This window comes from Arthrobacter sp. MDT1-48-3 (assembly GCF_054511015.1).
On the sequence record NZ_JBTNDL010000001.1, the window covers coordinates 775068 to 796187 of the forward strand.

Sequence of the window (21120 nt, forward strand, 5' to 3'; positions counted from 1 at the left end):
CCCGGCGAGCGCGGGGAGGGACCCTTGACCGCTCCCTGCACGGAGCCTACCATTCGTATACGATTTCGTACTCGATGGCGCCCCAGCGCCTCCTCCGGACGTCGACCGCCCGGGAGGATCAGCAGCACGCACCGAAAGACAAAGGGGTTTTTCATGGCATTGGCTTCAGAACGGGCAGAGCCCACCGGACGGCGGGGCATGAGCGCTGCCGACCGCAAGGTCCTGGCGGGGACGATGGTCGGCACCACCATCGAGTGGTACGACTTCTTCATCTTCGCCCAGGCGGCGGGACTCGTCTTCGCGACCGTCTATTTCGGCCCCCTGGAGACGGAGAGCCCCGGGCTCGCACAGCTCGTCGCGTGGGCCACGATCGGTATCAGTTTCTTCTTCCGTCCCCTGGGCGCGGTCATCGCGGGCCGACTGGGCGACAGGATGGGCCGCAAGGCGATGCTCGTCTTCACGCTCATCATGATGGGCGCATCCACGGCCCTGATCGGGCTGCTGCCCACCTACGCGCAGATCGGCGTCTGGGCGCCGATCCTCCTCATGCTGCTGCGCATCCTGCAGGGCTTCTCCGCCGGCGGGGAGTGGGGCGGCGCGGCCCTCATGGCCGTCGAGCACGCACCCGTGGCCAAGCGCGGCTTCTGGGGGGCCTACCCGCAGATCGGCGTCCCGGTCGGCATGATCCTGGCCACCCTGGTCCTGTTCCTGCTGCGCAGCTCCCTGTCCCCCGAGGCGTTCCTCGAATGGGGCTGGCGCATCCCGTTCCTGCTCTCCGTCGTCCTGATCGTCGTCGGCTACTTCATCCGCGCCGCCGTCGCCGAGTCTCCCGTGTTCAAGCGGATGATCGAGCGCAAGCGTGACACCGCCACTCCCCTGCGGAGCCTGCTGAGGACCAACAAGAAGCAGGTCGTCCTCGCCGCGGTCATCTTCATCGGCAACAACGCCGCCGGCTACCTCGTCATCGCCTTCCTCTCCTCGTACGCCCAGAAGAGCCTCGGGATGCCGGCCGCGCCCGTGCTCCTGGCGACGCTGCTCGCCTCCTTCGGCTGGCTCATCTTCACCCTCTACGGCGGCATCCTCTCGGACCGGATCGGACGCGTCCGCACGTTCCAGATCGGGTATGCACTCATCTTCGTCTGGATGATCCCGATGTTCATGATGATCGACACCCGCAACATCTGGGCCTACGGCATCGCCATCTTCATCCTGACCATCGGGCTCGGGCTGTCCTACGGCCCCATGTCCGCGATGTACGCCGAGATGTTCCCCGCGAACGTCCGCTACTCCGGTATCGGCATCGGCTACGCACTCGGCGCCATCCTCGGCGGGGCCTTCGCGCCACTCATCGCCCAGGCACTGCTCGGGAGCACGGGCTGGTCCGGGTCGATCGGCATCTACATCATGGTGCTCTGCGTGATCTCGTTCATCGGGGCGAGCATGGTGAGGGAGACGAAGGGTGCACCGCTCGAGGCGGAGACGGAGGATGCGGACGCCCGCGTCACCCCGTAGCCGATCCACGGGTACGCGGAAGGACGGGTGGGTGCCACCCGTCCTTCCGCTATAGTGGCGAGCGTCGGGCGCCACGGGCGCCGTGCCTGAAAAAGAGGCAATAAGGGCGCCGTCGCCCGAGGCACATACGGAACTCACCCACCAAGTCCTCCGGGTTGACCGTGTGCCTGCACCATCGCCGCTCGGGGACTTCGCCCTGAAGGATTCCCGATGGCCACCGTCTCCGCGAGCATCGTCTCCGCCCTCCTGCCCGTCACCTCCGAGGTCTTCGGCGTCATGGGCAATGGCAACGCCCACTTCCTCGACGCCGTCCTGGCCGCACCGGCCCTGCACTACACCGCCGTCCGGCACGAGGCCGGCGCCGTCGCCGCAGCCGATGCCTACTTCCGTGCCAGTGGGCGGCTCGCCGTCGCGACCACCACCTACGGTGCCGGATTCACCAACGCCCTGACCCCTCTCGCCGAGGCGGTCCAGGCCGGCATCCCGCTGGTGCTCGTGGTCGGGGATGCGCCCACGGCAGGGATGCGCCCGTGGGACGTCGACCAGTCCCAGGTGGCCAAGGGCCTCGGCGCCACCACATTCACCGTCTCGGCAGGTCGTCCCCGGGCCGTCGCGGCGGCCGCCGTCGACCATGCCCTGCGTCACCGGGAGGCCGTGGTCCTCGCGATCCCCTACGATCTCGCGGCCGTCGAGGCCCTGGAGGAGGACGCCGCTCCCGCACCTGCCGCCGCGCCCCTCGACCCGCCGACCGGGGAGGATGTCGAACGCGTCGCGGCGATCCTCGCGTCGGCCGAGCGCCCCCTCGTCCTGGCCGGCCGGGGTGCGTGGGTGAGCGGAGCCGGAGAGGCGGTACGTGCCCTCGCCTCGAGCCTCGGTGCACTGACCGCGACCTCCGGTCTCGGCGCCGGGTTGTTCGGCGACGACGCGGGTGCGCTGGGTATCGCCGGTGGCTGGGCGTCGGAGCGCACCGCGCACCTCATCGAACAGGCCGACGTCGTGCTGGTGCTCGGCGCGCACCTCAACCAGTTCACGACGCGCTTCGGGCATTCCTTCGGCCCGACCGCCCGGGTCGTCCAGGTGGATGTCGCCGCGGGCCCCACCTCACCGGCCGTCACCGATTTCGTCCGGGGTGACGCGAGGCTCACCGCCGAGGCGCTCCTCGCCGCCGTCGAACGCCGGGACGGAGCCCACCGCTGGAGCACCATCGCAGCCGATGCCGCACTGCGCGCCCACGACGCGCGCGACGACGGTGCGCCGACGGCCCCCGACGGCCGCCTCGACCCCCGGAGCCTGTGCCGCGTGCTGGACCGGATGCTGCCGGCCGACCGCACGATCGTGCAGGACGGCGGCCACTTCATCGGCTGGGCGCCGGGCTACCTGCACGTTCCCGCGCCGAACCGCCTGATCATGGTGGGCACCGCGTACCAGACCATCGGGCTCGGCTTCCCCAGCGCGGTCGGGGCGGCCCGGGCCCTGCCGGACTCCACGATCGTCCTGTGCACGGGCGACGGCGGCGCCCTCATGGCGCTCGCGGACCTCGACTCGTTCATCCGCACCGCTCGACGCGCGGTCATCGTGGTCTTCAACGACGCCGCCTACGGAGCCGAGATCCACCAGTATGCCGTCCGCGGCATCGACTCGCGGCCCATGATGATCGAGGAGGTGGACTTCGCCGCCGTCGCCGCCGCCTTCGGGGCCCGGTCCGCCACCATCGCCTCCCTCGGCGACCTCACCGCCGTCGAGGACTGGCTCGCCTCCGACGACGACGGCGTCCTCCTGCTCGACTGCAAGATCTCGCAGCAGGTCGTGGCGCCGTACATGCAGGAGATCGTCGCCGTCGCCACCGGGAGCCGCTGAGGCCCACCGGCGGTGCAGCTCATCCGGTGGGCGCCGGGGCGATCCGGCGGGCGAAGCCGTCGAGCGCCGATGCGACAGCCCGGGGATTGCCGAGGGCCGCGTAGTGCCCGCCGGGGATCTCCACCGGTTCGATCCCGAGGCGCTCGCGCACCTGCCGTCGCATGAAGGGGGCGGGGAAGAGATGGTCGTCCTGGCACAGGATCGCCATCGTGGGGATCTCGGGGTGCCGGCCCGGCCACGGCAGCGACAGCCAGGCGCCCTGCTGGTCACGCTCCCGGGCCCGTGCCTCGCGGGCGAGCTCGTCCGGCACTCCGTTGTAGTACAGCACCTCGGGGTCGTCGGCGATCTCCTCGGAATCGTGCCCGGTCTTCGTCCACCAGTCGGCGAACGACTCACCCGGCAGCGGGATCATCGCGGCGAGGTACACGAGGCCGGCGGCGCCCAGTGCGTCACACACCAACGGTGCGGTGAATCCGCCCAGGGAATGCCCGACGACGACGGCGTCGCGGCTCCCGCCGGCAGCGGAGCCGACAGCGGAACCGGCAGCGGAGCCGACAGTGGTGGTGTAGTCCCCGAGGGTCGCCGGCGTCCTCGCTCGGCAGGTCCACTGCCACCACGTCGTGACCGGACTCCTGCAGCACCGCGCTCACGAGGTGCCAGTCCCAGGCGGTCGAGCCTCCTCCATGGATCAGTACGAACGTCGTCATGGTGTCCACTCCCATCGGCCGGGACGCCCCGGACCGGCGTCGTCACCTGTAGACGTACCGGGGCCCCGGAAACCATCGGTCGGGGTCCGCATGGAACCGGTGGGATCAGCGGGGCCGGAGATCGTAGATCCGCCTGAGCTTCCCGCTGGACCGCACGAGGGACCCCTGCTCGACGACGGCGACGGCGCACGTGGAGCCGATGTGCGTCTTGATCCGGTGCCGCAGCTCCTCCGCCGCCGCGGTGGCGTCGGCAGCACTGACGCCCTCACGTGGTTCCACCTTGACGGTCAGCTGGTCCATCCGCTGGCCCTCGGGACGCGTGAGCTCGAGCTGGAAGTGCGGGCTCAGGGCCGGGATGGCCAGGGCCAGTTCTTCGACCTGCGTGGGGAAGAGGTTCACGCCACGCACGATCACCATGTCGTCGCTCCGACCCGTGATGCGCTCCATCCGGCGCATCCCCGGTCGTGCGGTGCCGGGCAGCAGGCGGGTGAGGTCGTGGGTGCGGTAGCGGATGATCGGCAGCGCCTCCTTCGTCAGGGAGGTGAAGACGAGCTCGCCCGCCGAACCGTCGTCGAGCACCTTCTCCGTGAACGGATCGATGATCTCGGGGCGGAAGTGGTCCTCCCACACGTGCGAGCCGTCCTTGGACTCCACGCATTCACCGGCGACGCCGGGGCCCATGACCTCGGACAGGCCGTAGATGTCACAGGCGTCGAAGCCCATGCGTCCCTCGAGTTCCTGGCGCATGCCCTCCGTCCACGGCTCGGCCCCGAGCACCGCGGTCTTCAGCGACGTCGTGCGCGGGTCGATCCCCGCGGCGGCCATCGTGTCGAGGATCGTCAGGAGGTAGGTGGGCGTGGCGAGGATCGCGTCCGGTTCGAAGTCCCGGATGAGTTGCACCTGCCGCTCGGTCTGCCCGCCGGAGATGGGGATGACGGTGCAGCCGAGCCGCTCGGCTCCTGCGTGGGCGCCCAGCCCGCCGGTGAACAGCCCGTAGCCGTAGGCGTTGTGGACCTTCCAGCCTGCCTTCACACCGGAGGCGCGCAGCGAGCGGGCCACCAGCGAGGCCCAGCGGTCCAGGTCCCCGGCGGTGTACCCGACGACCGTCGGCCGGCCGGTCGTGCCCGACGACGCGTGGACGCGCGCGATGCGCTCCTGCGGCACGGCGAACATGCCGAACGGGTACGTGCTGCGCAGGTCCTCCTTGGTGGTGAAGGGAAAGGCCGCGAGGTCCGCCAACTCGCGGAGGTCGTCCGGGTGCACGCCGGCGTCGTCGAACTTCCGCCGGTACAGGGGCACGTTCGCGTACGCGTGGGCGAGGGTGGACTTCAGCCGGTGAAGCTGGACGGTCTCCAGGTGGTCGCGCGACCACGTCTCCTCGACGTCGAGGGTGGCAGGATCCGCTTCGCTCGCGCGGAGTGGGAGGGTGGTCATGGCTGCTCCTTCGCAGATCAGGTCAGGGGGGCGGGCATCAGAGGACGGACTCGACGGCGTTCGCCGCCGCGGCGACGCGGGAACCGATGTCCTCGAGGGGTCGGTCGCCGGCCAGGAAGACGACGGCGAGCGCCGCGGGGAGCTGGCCGCGGACCCGGATGGGGGCCGCGACGCTGCTGACACCCGGGATGACCTCGTCCCGGCTCGTGGCGTACCCGACGGTGGCGGCGGTCCTCGACTCCGCCCGGTACGGTTCGCCCGGCGCCAGGCGCTCCCAGGAGGCCTCGGTGAGCGCCGACTGGATGGCGATGCCGGGTGCCCCCGCGTCGAAGGGGTGGCGTGAGCCGGGGCGCTGGACGAGGGTGCCTTCGCCGTGCGGCGGCTCCACGGCCACGAGGGTGACGCAGTGGCGCCGGTCCCACACGGCGATGAACGCGGTCATCTGCAGCTCGCCCGCGACGGCCGTGAGCTCCGGCAGTGCGGCCGTCTGCAGCCGGGGCGCGACTCCCCGGGCCAGGTTCGCGAGTCCCGGGCCGGCCTTGAACCGTCCACCCGCGTCCCTGACCACCAGGGAGTGTTCCTCGAGCGTCCTCAGGATCCGGTAGGCGATGGAGCGGTGGACGCCGAGTGCCCCGGCGACTTCCGCCGTCGTCCGTCCGTCCGGTGCGTCGGCCAGGAGCTCGAGTGCCCGGATCCCCCGTGACAGCGTCTGGGATGCCGGCGGGGCCGCCGTCGTGGTTCCGTGCTCCGCGTCCGCCGTGCGCATGTCAGGCGAACGCCCGTCCTGCGCGCCGGTCCGAGCGGGCCACCAGCAGCGGGGCGAAGAACTCCGCGAGGCCGGCGGTGCCGGCCAGCGGCAGCACGTGCGCGACGTACTGGTCGGGTCGGACCACGACGACGACGCCGGAGCGGTCGAGCCCCCGCAGGTCGAAGATGTCCGCGTGCGGGTCGGCGGCGTACACCCGTTCGTAGTCGGTGAGTCCGAAGGGTCCCACGGCGGGCTTGAATCCCGACGGTACGCGCCCGATGTCCACGCGGGTGTGGTCCTGCTGGTAGACGACCTTCACGTCGAACCACGCATCCGGATCCGCGCCCGGCGGGGTGGCCGCGAGCGGCGAGTCCGGAGCCGTGCGGATCCAGTCGGCGAATCCCGACACCAGGGAATCGGCGCCCGCTTCCGCGCCGTCGGCGAAGACGTAGATGCGCCAGCGGCCGTCCGCCGTGGCGTGGTGGCCCAGGTGCATGGGGACGCCGTCGCAGACCCGGACGACCGGGGCCGATTTGAAGCGCTTGCCGATCGGGAAGCCGGCAGCGAGGTCCTGGTGTGCGGGCTCCGCGACGAGGATGGACGGCGCGTACTGGGTCATGAAGCCGGCGGGGAACTCCGCGGTCCGCACGTAGAAGTCCTCCAGCTCGGAGGGGTCGGCGAACTCCTCCGGCTTCCTCGCCATGAGGGTGGACCACTGCCTGTCGAACGCGATGAGCTCCTGCGCGACGACCTGCCGCTCCGCGGAGTACGTCGCCAGCAGGTCCTCGGGGCTGCGGCCTTCGAGCACGTGGCCGAGCTTCCACCCGAGGTTGAAGCCGTCCTGCATGGAGACGTTCATGCCCTGGCCCGCCTTGGCGCTGTGCGTGTGGCACGCATCCCCGGTGATGAAGACACGCGGTGTGCGGGTTCCCAGCTCCTCCGGCAGCACGTCGTCGAACCGGTCGGTGAGGCGGTGGCCCACCTCGTAGACGCTGTTCCAGGCGACGTCGCGCACGTCCAGTGTGTAGGGGCTGAGGATCTGGTTGGCCTTCGCGATGATCTGCTCCACCGTCGTGGCGCGGACCGCGCCCTTGTCCGCCGGGTCCACCTCCCCGAGGTCCACGTACATCCGGAACAGATGTCCACCCTCGCGCGGGATCAGGAGGATGCTGCCGCCCGCCCCGGACTGGATGGCGCACTTGCGGCGGATGTCGGGGAAGTCGCTGACGGCAAGGGCGTCCATGACGCCCCATGCATGGTTGGCCTGGTCCCCTGCGAGGGTGCAGCCGATCGCCTGGCGGACCCTGCTGCGGGCGCCGTCGGCCCCCACGACGTACCTGGCCCGGACGGTGCGCACAGCGCCCTCCTGCTCACCCGCGGTGTGCACGAGCGTGACCCGGACGGGGTACTCGGCGTCGTCGTCGACCTCGAGGTTCGCGAACTCGTAGCCGTAGTCGGGCACCATGCGCGTGGGCGCGTTCTTCATGACCTCGGCGAAGTAGTCGAGGACGCGGGCCTGGTTGACGATGAGGTGGGGGAATTCGCTGATCCCGGCAGGATCGTCCTCGGGGCGTGCCGTACGGACGATGCGCGAGGCGTCCTCGGGGTCCGGCTTCCAGAAGGCCATCTCCACGATCCGGTAGGCCTCCTCCGTGATGCGCTGGGCGAACCCGAAGGCCTGGAACGTCTCGACGCTGCGGGCCTGGATGCCGTCGGCCTGCCCGATCGCCAACCGCTCCGGCCGGCGCTCCACGATCCGCGTGGAGATGCCGGAAAACTGGGAGAGCTGGGCGGCGGTGATCATGCCTGCCGGGCCGGTGCCGATGATGAGGACGTCGACCTCGTCGGGGAGTTCCTCCGGCCGGTCGAGCCCGGTGCCGGCGGCAGGCTGGACGCGGGGATCACCCGACACGTAACCGTGGTGGTGGAATTGCACGGGCTGTCCTCACTTCGTCGTGATGGTTGCCAAGCGGGCCGGTTCGATAATCGAACGGGCGGTTCTTCTTTCGTGAAGCGATGCTAGCCCCCGATGGCGGGCCCAACAACTCCCCTTGACGCTTCCGCCACGTCCTGCCTAATCTTCGTATACGATTTCGTACTCGATGAGGAGCCACGGGTGGAACTGGTAGACGACGGCGTCCTGGCCGCAGCCCGCAAGGTCATCGCCGTGCACATCAACTACCCCAGCAGGGCGGCGCAGCGCGGTCGTACACCCGACCAGCCGTCGTACTTCCTCAAGCCGTCCTCCTCGCTCTCGCTGTCCGGTGCAGCGGTGGAACGCCCCGCCGGGTGCGAACTCCTCGGTTTCGAGGGCGAGATCGCCCTGGTCATCGGCCGTCCCGCCCGTCGCGTATCCCTCGAGCAGGCCTGGGACCATGTGGCCTGGGTGACGGCGAGCAACGACCTCGGGGTCTACGACCTCCGCTACGCGGACAAGGGCTCGAACCTCCGGTCCAAGGGCGGTGACGGCTTCACACCCGTGGGCCCGGGCCTGATCCCGGCCGGCGATCTCGACCCTGCCGCCCTGCGCATCCGCACCTGGCACAACGGGGAGCTCGTGCAGGACGACACCACCGCGGACCTCCTCTTCCCCTTCGCGCGCCTCGTCGCCGACCTGTCGCAGCTCCTGACCCTCGAGACCGGGGACATCATCCTCACCGGCACACCGGCCGGCGCCTCGGTCGCACAGCCGGGCGACACGCTCGAGGTCGAGGTCTCGGCGTCCGGCGGCACCCTCTCGACCGGCCGGCTGGCCACCCGCGTGGAGGAGGGCACGACGCCGCTCGCAGGCTTCGGCGCCGGCCCCAGGGCCGATGACGTCCAGCGGGAGGAGGCCTACGGCTCCCGGGAGGCCGCCGGCCTCCCGGAACCGGCGTCGGTCCTGAGCGCCGGACTCCGCGCCAAACTCGGGAGCGTGGCCACCGCCACCCTGTCCTCGCAGCTGCGCAAGCGCGGGCTGAACAACGTGAGCATCGACGGCCTGCAGTCGACCCGGCCGGACCGCCGCGTCGTCGGTCTCGCCCGCACGCTGCGCTACGTCCCGAACCGCGAGGATCTCTTCGCGGCGCACGGCGGTGGGTTCAACGCCCAGAAGCGTGCCATCGACTCCGTCAACGAGGGCGAGATCCTCGTCATGGAGGCACGCGGCGAGACCGGCACGGGGACCATCGGCGACATCCTCGCCCTGCGGGCACAGGTCCGTGGAGCCGCAGCCATCATCACCGACGGCGGTGTCCGCGACTTCTCCACCGTCGCCGGCATGGACATCCCGACGTACTACGCCAATCCGCACCCCGCCGTCCTCGGGCGCCGGCACATCCCGTGGGACACCGACATCACCATCGCCTGCGGCGGCACGACCGTGCAGCCCGGCGACATCATCGTCGCCGATGCGGACGGCATCCTCGTGATCCCTCCCGCGCTCGCCGAGGACCTGGCGGACGACTCCCTGCAGCAGGAGCGCGAGGAGGCTTTCATCGCGGAGATGGTCCGGCAGGGTCACGGCGTGGACGGCCTCTATCCGATGAACGCGCAGTGGCGGGCGCGCTTCGAGGAACAGGACGCGGGGAAGCGGGCATGAGCAGGACGGGCACGGCCTCCGGCAGCAAATCCGAACAGGCGTACTCCGCGGTCAAGGCCCGCATCGTCGACGGCACCTACTCCCCCGGTTTCCGCCTGGTGCTCGCGAAGATCGCCGACGACCTCGGGGTGAGCGTGGTCCCGGTGCGCGAGGCCATCCGGCGGCTCGAGGCCGAGGGACTGGTGACCTTCGAGCGCAATGTCGGTGCGACCGTCGCGGGCATCGATCCCACCGAGTACCTCTACACGATGCAGACCCTGAGCATCGTCGAGGGAGCCGCGACCGCGCTCTCCTCGCCGCTCATCGGGCCGGCGGACATCGCACGGGCCCGCGCCGTCAACGAGGAGATGCGCGCCTGCCTCGACCATTTCGACCCCGTGCGCTTCACCCGGCTCAACCAGGACTTCCACTCCGTCCTGTTCGAGAACTGTCCCAATCCGCACATCCTGGACCTCGTCCACCGCGGCTGGAACCGCCTCGCGTCGCTGCGCTCCTCCACGTTCCGGTTCGTCCCCGGCCGGGCCCACGAGTCGGTCGAGGAACACGACGCCCTCCTCCGGCTCATCGAGGGCGGAGCGGAGGCCGACGCCATCGAACGCGCGGCGAGACTCCATCGCAGCGCCACCCTCGACGCCTATCTCGCGCAGACCGGCGCACACACCAGTGAGGAAATGCCATGACCAGCCCCATCGACGCGGCCACGACACACTACGTGCCGGAGGACCTGCCGACCTCCATCCAGCACTACATCGACGGACGCTTCGTCGATTCGGTGGGCGGCGCGACCTTCGAGGTCCTCGACCCGGTGTCCAACACCACCTACGCCACGGCCGCGGCGGGGCAGAAGGAGGACATCGACCTCGCGGTGGCGGCCGCACGGGAGGCCTTCACCAACGGGCCATGGCCCCGCATGAAGCCCCGCGAACGTGCCCGGGTCCTCAACCGGATCGCCGACGCCGTCGAGGCCCAGGAGTCCCGGCTCGCCGAACTCGAGACCTTCGACACGGGCCTGCCCATCACCCAGGCCAAGGGCCAGGCGCTGCGCGCCGCGGAGAACTTCCGCTTCTTCGCGGACCTGATCGTGGCCCAGTTCGACGACGCCATGAAGGTCCCCGGCTCCCAGATCAACTACGTGAACCGCAAGCCCATCGGCGTCGCCGGGCTCATCACCCCGTGGAACACACCCTTCATGCTGGAGTCCTGGAAGCTCGCTCCCGCCCTCGCCACGGGAAACACGGTGGTCCTCAAGCCCGCCGAGTTCACGCCCCTCTCCGCCTCCCTGTGGGCGGAGATCTTTCGGGACGCCGGCCTGCCCGACGGCGTGTTCAACCTCGTCAACGGGCTCGGCGAGGAAGCCGGCGACGCCCTCGTCAAGCACCCGGACGTCCCTTTGATCTCCTTCACCGGCGAGACCACCACCGGCCAGACGATCTTCCGGAACGCCGCGGCGAACCTCAAGGGCCTGTCGATGGAGCTCGGCGGGAAGTCACCCTGCGTCGTCTTCGCCGACGCGGACCTCGACGCCGCCATCGACTCGGCCCTGTTCGGGGTCTTCTCCCTCAACGGCGAACGGTGCACCGCAGGCTCCCGGATCCTCGTCGAACGCCCGGTCTACGACGCGTTCTGCGAGAAGTACGCAGCGCGGGCGAAGGCGATCGTCGTCGGGGATCCCCACGACCCGAAGACCGAGGTCGGGGCCCTCGTGCATCCCGTGCACTTCGGCAAGGTGGCCTCCTACGTGGAGATCGGGAAGACCGAGGGCCGGCTGCTCGCCGGCGGCGGACGCCCCGAGCACCTCCCGGAGGGCAACTACATCGCCCCCACCGTGTTCGCGGACGTGGCCCCCGACGCGCGGATCTTCCAGGAGGAGATCTTCGGTCCCGTGGTGGCCATCACCCCCTTCGACACCGACGACGAGGCCCTGGCACTCGCGAACAACACCCGGTACGGGCTCGCCGCCTACATCTGGACGAAGGACCTCACCCGCGCCCACACCTTCTCCTCGAACGTCGAGGCGGGCATGGTGTGGCTCAACAGCCACAACGTCCGCGACCTCCGCACCCCGTTCGGCGGCGTCAAGGCCTCGGGTCTCGGGCACGAGGGCGGCTACCGCTCCATCGACTTCTACACCGACCAGCAGGCCGTCCATATCACCCTCGGTACCGTCCACACCCCCAGGTTCGGCAGCATCGACGCCGCCGCCGCCGACGAAGGCTGAGCCCCCACCCCGTTCGCTCGACGAAGAGAGAATCCCATGACGAATCCCGTACCCACGCCCTCGGTTCCCGCTCCGGACATCGTGCGCTGCGCCTACATGGAGATCGTGGTCACCGACCTCGCACGCTCCCGCGCGTTCTATGTCGACGTCCTCGGCCTGCACGTCACCGATGAGGACGACGAGGCCATCTACCTGCGGTCCCTCGAGGAGTTCATCCACCACAACCTCGTCCTGAGGAAGGGACCGGTCGCCGCCGTCGCCGCGTTCGCCTACCGCGTGAAGTCACCGGCCGAGGTCGACGCCGCCGAGGCCTACTACAGGGAACTGGGCTGCCGCACCGAACGCCGTGCGGACGGCTTCACCAAGGGCGTCGGGGACTCCGTCCGGGTCGAGGACCCGCTGGGCTTCCCCTACGAGTTCTTCTACGACGTCGAGCACGTCGAGCGCCTCACCCAGCGCTACGACCTCTACTCGGCGGGCGAACTGGTCCGTTTGGACCACTTCAACCAGGTCACCCCCGACGTGCCACGCGGCCGGGCGTACCTCGAGGACCTCGGCTTCCGCGTCTCGGAAGACATCCAGGACTCCGACGGCGTGACCTACGCGGTGTGGATGCACCGCAAGCAGACGGTGCACGACACCGCGCTGACCGGCGGCAACGGCCCGCGCATGCACCACGTCGCGTTCGCCACCCACGAGAAGCACAACATCATCCAGATCTGCGACAAGATGGGCGCCCTGCGGATCAGCGACCGCATCGAGCGCGGCCCCGGACGGCACGGCGTCTCCAACGCCTTCTACCTCTACATTCTCGACCCGGACGATCACCGCATCGAGATCTACTGCCAGGACTACTACACCGGGGACCCGGACAATCCGACGATCACCTGGGACGTGCACGACAACCAGCGCCGCGACTGGTGGGGCAACGCCGTCGTACCGTCCTGGTACTCGGAGGCGTCCCTCGTCCTGGACCTCGACGGAAACCCGCAGCCCGTCACCGAGCGCGACGAACGCAGCGAGATGGCGGTCACCGTCGGCGCCGACGGCTTCTCCTACACCCGCAAGGACGGCGCCGAGGCCGAGGGCTTCAAACTCGGCGCCCAGCTGTAGCCATGCTGGACGACGCGACGATCGAGGCCATCGCCGATGAGCTGCTGGAGGCCGGCCGGAGCCGGGTTCCCGTCCCGCTGCTGACCGCCCGCTACCCGGGGATGACGGTGGAGGACTCCTACGCCGTGCAGCGGTTGTGGCGGCAGCGCAACGAGGACGCCGGACGTACGCTCGTGGGCCGGAAGATCGGGCTCACGAGCAGGGCCATGCAGGCCGCGACGGGCATCACCGAGCCCGACTACGGGGCGATCTTCGACGACATGGTCCTCGAGACGGGGTGCTCCGTGGAGTGGGACCGGTACACACACCCCCGGGTCGAGGTCGAGCTGGCCTTCGTGCTCAAGGACGACCTCAGCGGACCGGGCTGCACCATCTTCGACGTCCTGAATGCGACCGACCATGTGGTGCCTGCGCTGGAGATCCTCGACTCGAGGATCGAGATGGAGGGCCGGACCATCGTGGACACCATCTCCGACAACGCGGCGATGGGCGCCATGGTCGTCGGCGGACGGCCGGTGCGGCCCGACGCCGTCGACCTGCGCTGGGTATCCGCCATCCTCTACAAGAACCAGGTCGTCGAGGAGACCGGGGTCGCCGCAGGGGTCCTGGACCATCCGGCCGCCGGCGTGCACTGGCTCGCCAACAAGATCGCCGCCCACGGGGACGGCCTGAAGGCCGGCGACATCATCCTCGCCGGATCCTTCACCCGACCCATGTGGGTGGACCGGGGGGACACCGTCCACGCCGACTACGGAGCACTGGGAGCCGTGACATGCCGCTTCGTCTAGGACCCACCTTCGCCGAGGCACTGGTTGCTGCAGAGCGCCCGCTGGCCGGGATGTGGGTGTGTTCGGGCAGCCCCTTGGTCGCCGAGATCTGTGCCGGGTCCGGGCTCGACTGGCTGCTCGTCGACGCCGAGCACAGCCCGAACGGCCTCGAATCGATCCTCGCCCAGCTGCAGGCCGTCCACGGGTACCCGGTGCAGGTACTCGTCCGTCCTCCGGTCAACGACACCGTGCTCATCAAGCAGTACCTCGACCTCGGCGTGCAGAATCTGCTGATCCCCATGGTGAACACCGTGGCAGACGCGCGGGCCGCCGTCGCCGCCACCCGCTACCCGCCCGAGGGCGTCCGCGGCGTCGGCTCCGCACTGGCCCGCGCCGCCCGCTGGAACAGGATCCCCGACTACCTGGCCACGGCCGGCGGAACCGTCAGCGTCACGGTCCAGATCGAATCCACGGCCGCCGTCGAGGCGGTGGAGGACATCCTCGCCGTCGACGGCGTCGACGCCATCTTCCTCGGGCCCTCCGATCTCGCCGCGTCCATGGGACTGCTCGGCCAGCAGGAACACGCGCAGGTCCGCACCGCCGTCGGGAACTGCCTGCACGCTGCAGCGCTGGCCGGGAAACCGGCCGGCGTCAACGCGTTCACCCCGACCACCGCCCGGCACTACCTGGAATCCGGGGCATCCTTCGTCCTCGTCGGTGCCGACGTCTCCCTCCTCGCCCGCGGCTCCGAAGCCCTCGCCACCGCCTATCTTCCGGCGCCGGAGGACGACTCCCCGTCCAGCTATTGAGCGCCTCCGGACCTGTCGGCGCCACGGCCGTCTTGACGGCTGAGCGTAGTGTGAGGGGTACGCGGTCCAGACATAGGCCGTACTCCTGGTTTCTTCTTGACGGTGCCGTAGCAACCGCATCCATGGCAGAGCACGATCCCCGATAGGGGCAGTGCAGCATGAACGACGACGTAGAACCGCACCAGATCCCCCACCGCATCGCTCCGGATTCCGGATCCGACGACGCACCTGCAGCACGCGCGAGGCATCTGGTCGATGACTGGGCCGGGCTGATCCGCGCCACCCTGTGCCCCGAGCAGGCTCTCCCCCTTCCCCGACCCGTGCAGATCGCGACGGGCATCATCATGGGCAACCAGCACTGCACCGTGCACCAGGCCCATGCCCTGCTGCTCAGCGCGGCGTGCGCACGTCAGGTCCCCGCGGGCCGGATCGCCGAGGACATCATCTCGACCACCCGAAACCCCGTCCTGCCCGGCACCCGCAGCACACCCCCCTGATCGGCCCCGGGCTCCGCTCCCCTCCTTCTCCTCCCGGCAGCCAGGTCGTGCGCGTTCGTCCGGGACAATCCTTCCTATGCCGCACTGCTGCCCCGTACTGCCGGGCGCTCCTAGCACTGGAGCCCTCACCGCGGACGAGCGTGCGGACCCCGACTTGATCCAAAACTGAGGATTCGTTCCGGGTTGTGGCGAGGGTGGTCCATGAGACTGGAGGAACGCAGCAGGAAGACCCGGAGACGTCCGTCTCCATGCCGTGGATACAGGGATGCTCGTGCGGAGGTAGCATTCTCCTCCTCGGTCAGGATGCCTGCCTCGGCGGACATCGACCCATCGGTAATGCCGCGCCCTACCGCAGGGCCGGCACTGTTCTCACAGGAGTTCGACACGCATGGCCGGGACCACCGACCCTCAGGACTACACCAGCGACATCTACGACCTGATGCTCGCGCACCAGAGTGTGCAGGAGTTCCTCGACGCCGTGGTCCGGCTCTCGGCCACGATCATGGCTCCTGCCGACGTGGTCTCGGGCATCACCTACCGGAACCGCCGGCGCATGGTGACGCTGGTGAGCAGCATCCCCGAGGTCGGCGTCCTGGACGAACTGCAGTACGACGCCGGCGACGGGCCCTGCCTCACCGCCCTGAACACCGGAACCACCACGGTCGTGGATGACACCGATGCCGACCAGCGGTGGCGCGGATACCTGCGAGCGGTCGCCGATCACGGCTATCTCTCGATGATGGGGATGCCTCTTCCCCTGCGTGCCAGGAACGACGGCACGGACGACGGCAGGAGTGAGGGTGCGGCGAGCATCAACTTCTACGGCGCCGAACGCGCGGTGTTCACGCCCGAGCGGCAGCGGGCCGCCGAAGCCTTCGCGACCTCGGCCGGTGCCGCATTGAGCCTGATCGTGAAGGTCGACGACGCCAGGGACCAGACCGCGCACATGGTCGCGGCCACGGAGACCCGTTCTGCCATCGATGTCGCTGTGGGAATCATCATGGCCCAGAACCGCTGCAGCCAGGAGGAGGCATTCCGGATCCTGCGGAGCTCCTCGAACAATCAGAACGTCAAGGTCCACACCCTGGCCCAGCTCATCCTCGAACGGGCGTCGAACCCGGCCCCGGTGGTCCCGCACACCGGGAACACCGCCCCGAACCCCTGACCCCCCTCCTGGCGCTGCACGACAGGTCCAGCAGGTCCTGCCGGGATGTCGCATCAGGACCTGCTGGACCGGGAGCTGTCAGCCGGCGCTCGGGACGCTTGCCGGCGGAACCGCCGGCGTGATGTCGTCGAGGCTGAGCAGGGGCGGCTGGTCGACGGATTCCTTCAGCTCGAGAATCTCCTCGGGATCGAGGTCCACCACCTCCGCGATGACTTCCGGGTCCTCGCCGTGCTCGAGGGCGACGACGATGGCCTCCTTGAGGTTCAGCTCAGCATGGTCCAGTTCGAACGCCGCTGCTTCCTTGTCCGCCGCTGCGACGGCGAGTTGATGACGATCCTCTGCTGACATCTGTACACAGTCCTTCTTGAACCTCGGTCGGTGGACACGGCCGTGCCGTCGGATCCGATCTCTCGATCCGCCGTCGCCCCGGGTGTCCGGTTGTATCCCCCATTGTGCCTGCACGGCACCGTCACCGCACCGACCTCGCCCGCGACGTCGCGCTCGAACTCACGACGACCGGAGAACCACCCACCTGCACACCCTGGCCGGTCCTCTCGGGCACTCCGTCCCGATGCCGTCAGTCGACATCCGTGAGTACGGCGGCCAGGGCGGCCACTGTCTTCTCGGCACCCGGCCCCTCGCAGCTGATGGTCACGACTTCCTCGGTACCGGCACCGAGGCTGAGGACCGACGTGACCTGCGATGCATCGACCGAGTAGTCCGGGTCGGACGCGAGACGGAGGAACACCCTCCCGCTGAAGCTGTCGGCGATGGCGGCGATACGGACTGCGAGCATGGCATGTACGCCGCGCGGATTGGCGACGACGACGCTTCGTTCCACGGCTGTTCCTCCTCCCGCCCGGGATCCTGGCCCCTCGACACTGTTCATCTAATCACCACCGCTCGTGTTCCTCGCGGAATTTGCCCTTCCCTTCTCCAGTGCTGGGTCCGCCGCAGGATGCAGGGTGACAGGATCGCCCCCCTTCCGGGCCCACCAGCCATCAGACTGTCCCTATGGACTGGACGCGTGCAAGGGATTGGCTGATCGGCGCTACGGGAATGGCACTCGTCCTGGGGGTAGCGCTCGTGATCCTCTGGTGGGGGCTGAGCGACCCGGCGGACGCAGGCGGGCCGGGACCTGCGCAGACGGCGTCGGCGGGAGCTGAGGACCCATCGACGACGGCAGCACCCCCCGCCACCCTGCTCGAGGACGAGACGTGGTTCGCCGACCTCGTGCTGGAGGCCGGGACGGTCGTGACCCCGGACTCGACGCTCCGCGATGTCCGGGCGGTCGGGCAGGACGTGGTCGTGGGGCCGGACCGGTCGGTGGCCGCGCGGCTGGTCGTGGACGCGACCGTGCCGTTCGAAGTCGTGGCCGACGAGCTCGGCGACGACTCCGTGGTCCGCGCTGCCGGAGGCGGCCAGGCCACGGTGGTCCGCACCGTGGACGCCCTGGGGCGCGAGGTGCGCGTCACGGCGACCGGCACCGTCGACGTCCAGGCCGGCAGGCTCGTGCTGGAGCCGCGCTCGATCGACATCGGTGGCCCGGATTTCCTCTCCGATGCCACCGCCGCCGTCGTCAGGCGGTTCGTGACCATCGAGCACGATATCGACGGCCTGCCCGCCGGCCTCGTGCTGGAGGGGGTCACCGTCCAGACCGACGGCTTCCGCGCGAGCCTCCGGGGCGAGGATGTCAGGCTTGCACCCTAGTCCTGGTCGGCGGCACTCTGCCATCGGCTGTCGAGTACAGGCGCGGGCGACGCCGATGAGCATAGTCTTGGTGGGCGAGGTCGATCCGTCCGGGGTCGACCTGCGATGGTCGAACGGATCAGTGGACGGAGGACGGGCATGCTGGATGGGTACCTTCAGCAGTGGAGCGCCATTCAGACGGTGCGGGCCGCCGGCCTGAACCTCCCTGACGTCTTCCGGACGTATGTCGACCTGGCCGGGGACTCCGACCAGCTCGAGGTCCGGGGCTACCTCTCCGGTCTGGTGATGCTCGAGGTGGAGCAGCGCGACGTGCTCGCCCAGGCCGTCAACGAATGCCTGGACAGCGAGGGATCCACGGCCGATGGTGCGCACTACAGCAACGAGGAGGCCGCCTCCTTCTCCGGCTACGGCGACTACCTCCGCCCCCTCGACCTCTCCCCCGACGGGTACGACTTCAACGCCCCACCCGCCGGGGATCACAGCACCAGCGCTACCTTCGGCAGCGGTTCCTCGTTCGATGCAGTGGCTGCTGCAGGTGGCATCGGAGGTGGATCCGATGCCGACGAGACCGAGTTCCGACGCCTGCAGGCCTTGCACGAGTCCGGCTTGCTGGAGGGTGGTGCGGAGGACCGCTTCGATCGGATCACCCGGCAGGCGCGGGACCATTTCGGTGTCAGCTCGGCCTCCATCGCCCTGATCACCGGCGATTCGCAGATCATCAAATCCGTCGTCGGACCGTTGGGCCAGGATCTTCCGCGGGACCTCTCGCTCTGTGCGACGACCATCGAACAGGACCGCACGCTGGTCATCGCGGATGCACGCGTGCATCCGGAGTGGCGCGATCATCCCCTCGTCACCGGCGCGCCCGGAGTCCGCTTCTACGCCGGTCACCCCGTCTGCACCGTGGACGGCTGGCGTATCGGCACCCTGTGCCTGATGGATGACCAGCCGCGGATCTTCACTGATGACGATGTGCAGGTACTCAGGCGGCTGGCCGGGCAGGTACAGATCGAGATGTGGGTCTGACGAAGGCCCCATCCGCGAAGGCTTCCCTCCTGCCGGACCATGCGCTCACGGCCCTGCCTAGCCGGTCCTGCGCCGATAGGTCATGATGGCGACGGCGTAGGCAGCCACCAGGCCCCCGACGCACCAGGCGAGCGCTGTCCAGATGTCGCTGCCGACCGGCTGCTGCGCGAACAGGTTCCGGATCGTCTCGACGATGGAGGTGACGGGCTGGTGTTCCGCGAACCAGCGCACCGGACCCGGCATGGACTCGGTGGGCGCGAAGGCGGAGCTGATGAACGGCAGGAAGATCAGCGGATAGGAGAACGCTGCGGCGCCGTCCACCGACTTCGCCGAGAGTCCGGCGATCACCGCGATCCAGGTCAGGGCGAGTGTGAACAGCACCAGCATGCCGGCGACGGCGAGCCAGGCCGCAACCCCTGCGCCCGAGCGGAAACCCATGGCGACGGCGGCGAGGACGACGATCACGAGGGAGACCAGATTGGCGACCAGTGATGTCAGGACATGCGCCCAGAGCATGCTGGACCGGGCGACGGGCATGGACTGGAAGCGCTCGAAGATACCGCTCTGCAGGTCGAGGAAGAGCCGGTAGGAGGTGTACGCGACGCCCGAGGCGACCGTGATGAGCAGGACGCCGGGCAGCAGGTAGTTCACGTAGGAGGACGAGCCGGTATCGATCGCACCACCGAGCACGAAGACGAAGAGAAGCATGATGGCGACGGGCATGACCGCCGTCGTGACGATCGTGTCCACACTGCGCGTGATGTGGCGCAGGGATCGCCCTGTCAGCACGGCGATGTCGCCGAGGAGGTGGGTGGTCACCGGGAGTCCTTCCGGGTGGGTCCGGACGGGGTGTCCGTCGCGGTGTCGACGCCGATGATCGCGAGGAAGACGTCCTCGAGGGTCGGTTGCTTCTCGACGTACTCGACCTGGGCGGGTGGAAGGAGCTGCTTGAGTTCCGCCAGGGTGCCGTTCGCGATGATATGGCCCTGATGGAGGACGGCGATGCGGTCGGCGAGGTGCTCGGCCTCCTCGAGGTACTGGGTGGTGAGCAGGATCGTGGTGCCCTGCATAGCGAGTTCCTTCACCGCCTGCCACACCTCGATGCGCGCCTCGGGGTCGAGCCCTGTGGTCGGCTCGTCGAGGAAGATGACGGGCGGGTGCCCGATCAGGCTCATCGCGATGTCGAGGCGACGGCGCATCCCACCTGAGTAGGTCGAGACCTTCCGCCCTCCCGCGTCCGTCAGCAAGAAGCGGCGCAGCAGGTCATCGGCGATGCCGCCCGGGTCGCTGAGGTGCCGCAGCCGTGCGATGAGCACGAGGTTCTCGCGTCCACTGAGCACCTCGTCGACAGCCGCGAACTGACCCGTGAGGCTGATCGATCCACGCACCTGCGCCGGCTGCGCAGCGACGTCGAACCCGCTGATCGACGCCGTGCCGGCATCCGCGGAGAGCAGGGTCGAGAGGATCTTCACGACAGTCGTCTTGCCGGCGCCGTTGGACCCCAGCAACGCGAAGATGCTGCCGCCGGCGACGTCGAAGTCGATGCCGCGGAGCACGTGGAGATCCTTGTAGGACTTCTCCAGTCCCGACACCCGGATGGGGGACGCCACGGCGCTCATCGCCGCTCGTCCCTTTCGGCGTCGTCGATCGCGGAGGCGAGGCGGTTGCGCTCCTTGCGGATCCAGCTTCCACCGCCATAGTTCTGCATGAACTCCTCGGCGAACTCGGCAGGGTCCGCACCGACGACGTCCCGGATGGGCGTTCCTGCGGCGACGCTCTGCTCGAGCAGGTCGGCGAGATCGTTGAGCATGGCGATGAGGCTCTTGCCGTCGTCACTCGGGCCGAGGTTCATGAGGTACCGCTCGAGCGCCGCAGCGGCCTGGCGGTAGCCCTCCGGCAACTGCCGGATGCGCTCCTTGTACTCCCTGTACCTCTTCTTGTCGCCGAGATCCCCGACGATCTTCTCGATCCACATGG

At 69.3% G+C, this 21120-nt stretch carries 21 protein-coding genes and 1 pseudogene; 12 read left to right on the forward strand and 10 right to left on the reverse strand.

Features of this window, described 5'->3' with window-relative positions; genetic code table 11:
• Positions 1-153: 153 nt before the first annotated feature.
• Together ACX80L_RS03815 and ACX80L_RS03820 are read left to right on the forward strand one after the other, a co-directional pair.
• On the forward strand, positions 154-1512 hold the full coding sequence (locus ACX80L_RS03815) for an MFS transporter (protein WP_459269065.1): 1359 nt from the start codon (positions 154-156) through the stop codon (positions 1510-1512).
• A 210-nt stretch (positions 1513-1722) separates the two neighbouring features.
• Positions 1723-3369 carry a thiamine pyrophosphate-binding protein gene (locus ACX80L_RS03820; RefSeq protein WP_459287758.1) on the forward strand — a complete coding sequence of 549 codons (1647 nt, stop codon included), beginning with the start codon at positions 1723-1725 and terminating at the stop codon, positions 3367-3369.
• A 19-nt stretch (positions 3370-3388) separates the two neighbouring features.
• Here the strand turns inward: ACX80L_RS03820 and ACX80L_RS03825 are convergent.
• The 5 genes and pseudogenes from ACX80L_RS03825 to ACX80L_RS03845 all read right to left on the reverse strand — a co-directional run.
• Positions 3389-3859: pseudogene (locus ACX80L_RS03825) on the reverse strand (alpha/beta fold hydrolase); the annotation flags it as partial.
• Positions 3819-4091 carry an alpha/beta fold hydrolase gene (locus ACX80L_RS03830; RefSeq protein WP_459287760.1) on the reverse strand — a complete coding sequence of 91 codons (273 nt, stop codon included), beginning with the start codon at positions 4089-4091 and terminating at the stop codon, positions 3819-3821. The gene ACX80L_RS03830 and the pseudogene ACX80L_RS03825, both read right to left, overlap by 41 nt.
• A gap of 90 nt (positions 4092-4181) precedes the next feature.
• Positions 4182-5510 carry a phenylacetate--CoA ligase PaaK gene (gene paaK / locus ACX80L_RS03835; RefSeq protein WP_459287762.1) on the reverse strand — a complete coding sequence of 443 codons (1329 nt, stop codon included), beginning with the start codon at positions 5508-5510 and terminating at the stop codon, positions 4182-4184.
• A gap of 37 nt (positions 5511-5547) precedes the next feature.
• On the reverse strand, positions 5548-6276 hold the full coding sequence (locus tag ACX80L_RS03840) for an IclR family transcriptional regulator (protein ID WP_459287764.1): 729 nt from the start codon (positions 6274-6276) through the stop codon (positions 5548-5550).
• Position 6277: 1 nt separating this feature from the next.
• Positions 6278-8194, reverse strand: coding sequence for an FAD-binding monooxygenase (locus ACX80L_RS03845; RefSeq protein ID WP_459287766.1), 1917 nt, complete (start codon positions 8192-8194; stop codon positions 6278-6280).
• 180 nt (positions 8195-8374) lie between these two features.
• On the opposite strand from ACX80L_RS03845, the gene ACX80L_RS03850 reads away from it, so the two are divergent.
• The 8 genes from ACX80L_RS03850 to ACX80L_RS03885 all read left to right on the forward strand — a co-directional run bounded on the left by ACX80L_RS03850 (position 8375) and on the right by ACX80L_RS03885 (position 16407).
• Positions 8375-9838, forward strand: coding sequence for a fumarylacetoacetate hydrolase family protein (locus ACX80L_RS03850; protein ID WP_459287768.1), 1464 nt, complete (start codon positions 8375-8377; stop codon positions 9836-9838).
• Positions 9835-10518 carry an FCD domain-containing protein gene (locus ACX80L_RS03855; protein WP_133081482.1) on the forward strand — a complete coding sequence of 228 codons (684 nt, stop codon included), beginning with the start codon at positions 9835-9837 and terminating at the stop codon, positions 10516-10518. Before ACX80L_RS03850 ends, ACX80L_RS03855 begins: the two co-directional genes overlap by 4 nt.
• Positions 10515-12056, forward strand: coding sequence for a 5-carboxymethyl-2-hydroxymuconate semialdehyde dehydrogenase (gene hpaE, locus ACX80L_RS03860; RefSeq protein WP_459287770.1), 1542 nt, complete (start codon positions 10515-10517; stop codon positions 12054-12056). The genes ACX80L_RS03855 and hpaE overlap by 4 nt, the downstream gene beginning before the upstream one ends.
• A 36-nt stretch (positions 12057-12092) precedes the next feature.
• Positions 12093-13169 (forward strand): 3,4-dihydroxyphenylacetate 2,3-dioxygenase, encoded by a 1077-nt coding sequence (gene hpaD / locus ACX80L_RS03865; RefSeq protein ID WP_459287772.1) that lies wholly within the window; start codon positions 12093-12095, stop codon positions 13167-13169.
• Between the two features lie 2 nt (positions 13170-13171).
• Complete coding sequence (gene hpaH / locus ACX80L_RS03870) at positions 13172-13957, forward strand: 2-oxo-hept-4-ene-1,7-dioate hydratase (RefSeq protein ID WP_133081485.1); 786 nt, start codon at positions 13172-13174, stop codon at positions 13955-13957.
• On the forward strand, positions 13942-14745 hold the full coding sequence (locus ACX80L_RS03875) for an HpcH/HpaI aldolase family protein (RefSeq protein WP_208739303.1): 804 nt from the start codon (positions 13942-13944) through the stop codon (positions 14743-14745). The genes hpaH and ACX80L_RS03875 overlap by 16 nt, the downstream gene beginning before the upstream one ends.
• A 158-nt stretch (positions 14746-14903) precedes the next feature.
• Positions 14904-15242: an ANTAR domain-containing protein gene (locus ACX80L_RS03880; protein WP_459287774.1), complete on the forward strand. Its 339-nt coding sequence runs from the start codon at positions 14904-14906 to the stop codon at positions 15240-15242.
• Positions 15243-15630: 388 nt separating this feature from the next.
• A complete protein-coding gene (locus tag ACX80L_RS03885; RefSeq protein WP_459269056.1) occupies positions 15631-16407 on the forward strand; it encodes an ANTAR domain-containing protein in 777 nt (258 codons plus the stop codon).
• Positions 16408-16485: 78 nt separating this feature from the next.
• On the opposite strand, the gene ACX80L_RS03890 is transcribed toward ACX80L_RS03885, so the two are convergent.
• Together ACX80L_RS03890 and ACX80L_RS03895 are read right to left on the reverse strand one after the other, a co-directional pair.
• On the reverse strand, positions 16486-16755 hold the full coding sequence (locus ACX80L_RS03890; RefSeq protein WP_208739306.1) for a hypothetical protein: 270 nt from the start codon (positions 16753-16755) through the stop codon (positions 16486-16488).
• 229 nt (positions 16756-16984) lie between these two features.
• Positions 16985-17248 (reverse strand): HPr family phosphocarrier protein, encoded by a 264-nt coding sequence (locus ACX80L_RS03895; protein ID WP_459287777.1) that lies wholly within the window; start codon positions 17246-17248, stop codon positions 16985-16987.
• Positions 17249-17421: 173 nt separating this feature from the next.
• On the opposite strand from ACX80L_RS03895, the gene ACX80L_RS03900 reads away from it, so the two are divergent.
• Complete coding sequence (locus tag ACX80L_RS03900; RefSeq protein ID WP_459287779.1) at positions 17422-18117, forward strand: LmeA family phospholipid-binding protein; 696 nt, start codon at positions 17422-17424, stop codon at positions 18115-18117.
• A gap of 138 nt (positions 18118-18255) precedes the next feature.
• Entirely contained in the window at positions 18256-19143 is an 888-nt protein-coding gene (locus ACX80L_RS03905) for a GAF domain-containing protein (RefSeq protein ID WP_459287781.1), read from the forward strand.
• A 57-nt stretch (positions 19144-19200) separates the two neighbouring features.
• Here ACX80L_RS03905 and ACX80L_RS03910 read toward each other — a convergent pair whose 3' ends face one another.
• The 3 genes from ACX80L_RS03910 to ACX80L_RS03920 are packed head-to-tail and all read right to left on the reverse strand — an operon-like array spanning position 19201 to position 21118.
• Complete coding sequence (locus ACX80L_RS03910; RefSeq protein ID WP_459287783.1) at positions 19201-19962, reverse strand: ABC transporter permease; 762 nt, start codon at positions 19960-19962, stop codon at positions 19201-19203.
• Positions 19959-20762: an ABC transporter ATP-binding protein gene (locus ACX80L_RS03915; RefSeq protein ID WP_459287785.1), complete on the reverse strand. Its 804-nt coding sequence runs from the start codon at positions 20760-20762 to the stop codon at positions 19959-19961. The genes ACX80L_RS03910 and ACX80L_RS03915 overlap by 4 nt, the downstream gene beginning before the upstream one ends.
• Entirely contained in the window at positions 20759-21118 is a 360-nt protein-coding gene (locus tag ACX80L_RS03920; RefSeq protein WP_208741789.1) for a DUF1048 domain-containing protein, read from the reverse strand. The genes ACX80L_RS03915 and ACX80L_RS03920 overlap by 4 nt, the downstream gene beginning before the upstream one ends.
• Between the last annotated feature and the right edge of the window lie 2 nt (positions 21119-21120).

Coding starts and splice junctions, on each gene's coding strand:
- ACX80L_RS03815 (WP_459269065.1), top strand. CDS start 154: ATGGCATTGGCTTCAGAACGGGCAGAGCCCACCGGACGGCGGGGCATG.
- ACX80L_RS03820 (WP_459287758.1), top strand. CDS start 1,723: ATGGCCACCGTCTCCGCGAGCATCGTCTCCGCCCTCCTGCCCGTCACC.
- ACX80L_RS03830 (WP_459287760.1), bottom strand. CDS start 4,091: ATGGGAGTGGACACCATGACGACGTTCGTACTGATCCATGGAGGAGGC.
- paaK (WP_459287762.1), bottom strand. CDS start 5,510: ATGACCACCCTCCCACTCCGCGCGAGCGAAGCGGATCCTGCCACCCTC.
- ACX80L_RS03840 (WP_459287764.1), bottom strand. CDS start 6,276: ATGCGCACGGCGGACGCGGAGCACGGAACCACGACGGCGGCCCCGCCG.
- ACX80L_RS03855 (WP_133081482.1), top strand. CDS start 9,835: ATGAGCAGGACGGGCACGGCCTCCGGCAGCAAATCCGAACAGGCGTAC.
- hpaE (WP_459287770.1), top strand. CDS start 10,515: ATGACCAGCCCCATCGACGCGGCCACGACACACTACGTGCCGGAGGAC.
- hpaD (WP_459287772.1), top strand. CDS start 12,093: ATGACGAATCCCGTACCCACGCCCTCGGTTCCCGCTCCGGACATCGTG.
- hpaH (WP_133081485.1), top strand. CDS start 13,172: ATGCTGGACGACGCGACGATCGAGGCCATCGCCGATGAGCTGCTGGAG.
- ACX80L_RS03875 (WP_208739303.1), top strand. CDS start 13,942: ATGCCGCTTCGTCTAGGACCCACCTTCGCCGAGGCACTGGTTGCTGCA.
- ACX80L_RS03880 (WP_459287774.1), top strand. CDS start 14,904: ATGAACGACGACGTAGAACCGCACCAGATCCCCCACCGCATCGCTCCG.
- ACX80L_RS03885 (WP_459269056.1), top strand. CDS start 15,631: ATGGCCGGGACCACCGACCCTCAGGACTACACCAGCGACATCTACGAC.
- ACX80L_RS03890 (WP_208739306.1), bottom strand. CDS start 16,755: ATGTCAGCAGAGGATCGTCATCAACTCGCCGTCGCAGCGGCGGACAAG.
- ACX80L_RS03900 (WP_459287779.1), top strand. CDS start 17,422: ATGGACTGGACGCGTGCAAGGGATTGGCTGATCGGCGCTACGGGAATG.
- ACX80L_RS03905 (WP_459287781.1), top strand. CDS start 18,256: ATGCTGGATGGGTACCTTCAGCAGTGGAGCGCCATTCAGACGGTGCGG.
- ACX80L_RS03915 (WP_459287785.1), bottom strand. CDS start 20,762: ATGAGCGCCGTGGCGTCCCCCATCCGGGTGTCGGGACTGGAGAAGTCC.
- ACX80L_RS03920 (WP_208741789.1), bottom strand. CDS start 21,118: ATGTGGATCGAGAAGATCGTCGGGGATCTCGGCGACAAGAAGAGGTAC.